The 2,335-nt window shown below is 70.2% G+C and carries 4 protein-coding genes; 3 read left to right on the top strand and 1 reads right to left on the bottom strand.

Annotated elements, in window-relative coordinates:
* Both G3N92_RS32920 and G3N92_RS32915 read left to right on the top strand, forming a co-directional pair.
* The coding region (locus tag G3N92_RS32920; protein ID WP_206131697.1) for a helix-turn-helix domain-containing protein at positions 1-129 on the top strand (129 nt) is incomplete at its 5' end.
* Between the two features lie 149 nt (positions 130-278).
* Positions 279-938, top strand: a complete 660-nt coding sequence (locus G3N92_RS32915) for an HAD family hydrolase (protein ID WP_206131696.1) — start codon at positions 279-281, stop codon at positions 936-938.
* A gap of 114 nt (positions 939-1,052) precedes the next feature.
* Here G3N92_RS32915 and G3N92_RS32910 read toward each other — a convergent pair whose 3' ends face one another.
* Positions 1,053-2,000, bottom strand: coding sequence for an NAD-dependent epimerase/dehydratase family protein (locus tag G3N92_RS32910; RefSeq protein ID WP_206131695.1), 948 nt, complete (start codon positions 1,998-2,000; stop codon positions 1,053-1,055).
* 108 nt (positions 2,001-2,108) lie between these two features.
* Here G3N92_RS32910 and G3N92_RS32905 point away from each other — a divergent pair.
* Positions 2,109-2,335 (top strand): LysR family transcriptional regulator (locus tag G3N92_RS32905; protein ID WP_206131694.1); only part of this gene is annotated, 227 nt, incomplete at its 3' end.

The following is a 2,335-nucleotide window of genomic DNA, read 5'->3' as shown; positions in this document are numbered from 1 at the left end:
CTCGACGTGGCGGCGTCGGTGGTGGTGGCCGCGCTGGCGCGCCACGGCGGCAACGTGTCGGCGGCGGCGCGCGAGCTGGGCGTGTCGCGCAACACCGTCTACCGGAAGATCCAGGGCGGGGGCGGCTAGGGCGGTTCAGCCGGTTCGGCAGTGTTGCACCGTTGTTCCGATTCGGAGCAGCGGTGTTCCGTTATGGCGCACTCGTGGCGCACTTCGGCCGGGCCGCCGCTTCCGCTATGATCGTCGCTTCGCTCCCGCCGCCGCCTTTTTCCCCCGCCATGTTTCCAGTCAGCCGCGCCTATCTGTTCGACTTCGACCTGACGCTCGCCGATTCGCGCGACGCCATCGTGTTCTGCGCCAGCGGCGCGCTGGCCGACATGGGCTTGCCGGTGCCGCCGCGCGAGCGCATCGTGGCCTCGATCGGCCTGACGCTCGCGCAAACCTTCGCGTTCCTGACCGGCCTCGACGACGCCGAGCAGGCCGCCGTTTACGCCAAGCGCTTCGTCGCGCACGCCGACGAGGCGATGGTGCGCATGACGCGCATCTATCCCGAGGCGGTGTCGCTGCTGTTCACGCTGCACGCGCAGGGCGTTCCGGTGGCGATCGTCTCGACCAAGTTCCGCTACCGGATCGAGCAGATCCTCGAGCGGGCGAATCTGGCGCATTACGTGACGGCGATCGTCGGCGGCGAGGACGTGACGCGGCACAAGCCGGATCCCGAAGGGCTGCGCAAGGCGCTCGACCTGCTCGGTGTGGCCGCAGCCGACGCCACGTATGTGGGCGATCACGAGATGGACGCGCAGGCGGCCGCCGCGGCCGGCACGCGCTTCGTGGGCGCGGTTACGGGCGAGATCGATGCGGCGCAGTGGCGCGAGCGCGGTTGCCTGTCGGTCGAGCGCGACCTGGCCGAGCTGATGCGCTTCGACGCGGCGGACTGAAGCGGGCGTTGGCCGGGATCCCTTGCATGACGCGTACGCAATGCGCGAATTTGCAACGCGCGCGCTCGGACATGCCGGCCGGCATCGGCACGACGTGAGGCGAGCGTCGCCAGCTCAAGCCGGCTCCCGCACCGCGGCCAGCGATTGCCGGATGCCTTCCACATACGGCGTTTTCCGGATCGGCCCGATCAAGCGCTGCAACGCGCTGTCGTCCATGATCAGCGGCTCCGTGATCAGGTAATTCATCTCCACCAGCTCGCGCAGCATCGGCTTGAACAGGCCGAGGATGCGCAGCATGGTCTTGCCCGCCACGCGCAGCTTCAGCGTGCGCCCGCTTTGCCGCTCGATCTCGTCCACCAGCGCGCGCTGCGTGGTGACGCCCGCGCCGGCCAGGTGCCAGATCCGCCCGTAGGCAGCCGGCGTGTCGAGCAGGCGCGCGGCCACCGGGCCCACGTCGGGCACGAACACGAATTCGTGCTCGCGTTCGAGCGGGCCGAGCAGGTCCGCCGTGCCGCCCAGCACGGCCGCGCGGATCGCGCCGTGCAGCATGCTGGCCTCCACGCCAGGCCCGTAGAAATCGGGCAGCCGCAGCACGGCGGCCTCGATCCGGCCGTCGGCGTGCGCCTGCATCAGCAGATCCTCCTGCGCCTTGCGCATCCTTCCCTTGAACGTGTGCGGCTCGCGCGGATGATCCTCGCGCACCGGGTTGCCGCGCGAGCGGCCGTACGGGTAGACGGTGCCGATCAGCACGATGCGGCGCACGCCGGCCGCGATGGCCGCGTCGAGCGTGCGCTGCATGATCCGCGGATGCAGTTCGAACTGCCAATAATTGACGCCGACCAGATAGACGAGCGTGTCGACGCCCGCCATCGCGGCGCGGATCGATTCGGGCGAATCGGGATTCCAGGTGGCGATCTCGGCGCGCGGATCGTCACCGAAGGCGGCGCGCAGCGCGTCGGCGCGGCGGCCGATGACGCGATAGGCGCGTTGCTCGGCGCGCAGGGCCTGGGCGATGCTGCGGCCGATCGCGCCGGCGGCGCCGAGCAGGGCAAGGGTGGACATGGCGGGCTCCTGAAGGCACGCGGCCCGTTGCCGCGTTCGATGTCAGGCAGTATGCGCAGGCCGGAAGCCCATGAAAATTGGCTAATATCGTGGGTCATCCATACGGAAATGCATACCATGCGCAACGCCGAACCGAACTGGGAGTGGTACCGCACGTTCCTCCAGGTGCTCGACACCGGCTCGCTGTCGGCAGCGGGGCGCGCGATGGGCATCGCGCAGCCCACCGTCGGGCGGCACATCGAGGGGCTGGAGGCGGCGCTCGGGCTGACGCTGTTCACGCGCTCGGTGGACGGCTACGCGCCCACCGACGCCGCGCGCGAGCTGGCCCCGCACGC

It is taken from the genome of Burkholderia sp. Ac-20379, assembly GCF_017104645.1.
Lineage (GTDB): Bacteria > Pseudomonadota > Gammaproteobacteria > Burkholderiales > Burkholderiaceae > Burkholderia.
This window is presented reverse-complemented; position numbering and strand designations above follow the sequence as displayed.

What these genes read in the sequence shown, in the direction of transcription:
- G3N92_RS32910 (WP_206131695.1), bottom strand. Translation starts at nt 2,000, where the DNA reads ATGTCCACCCTTGCCCTGCTCGGCGCCGCCGGCGCGATCGGCCGCAGC.
- G3N92_RS32915 (WP_206131696.1), top strand. Translation starts at nt 279, where the DNA reads ATGTTTCCAGTCAGCCGCGCCTATCTGTTCGACTTCGACCTGACGCTC.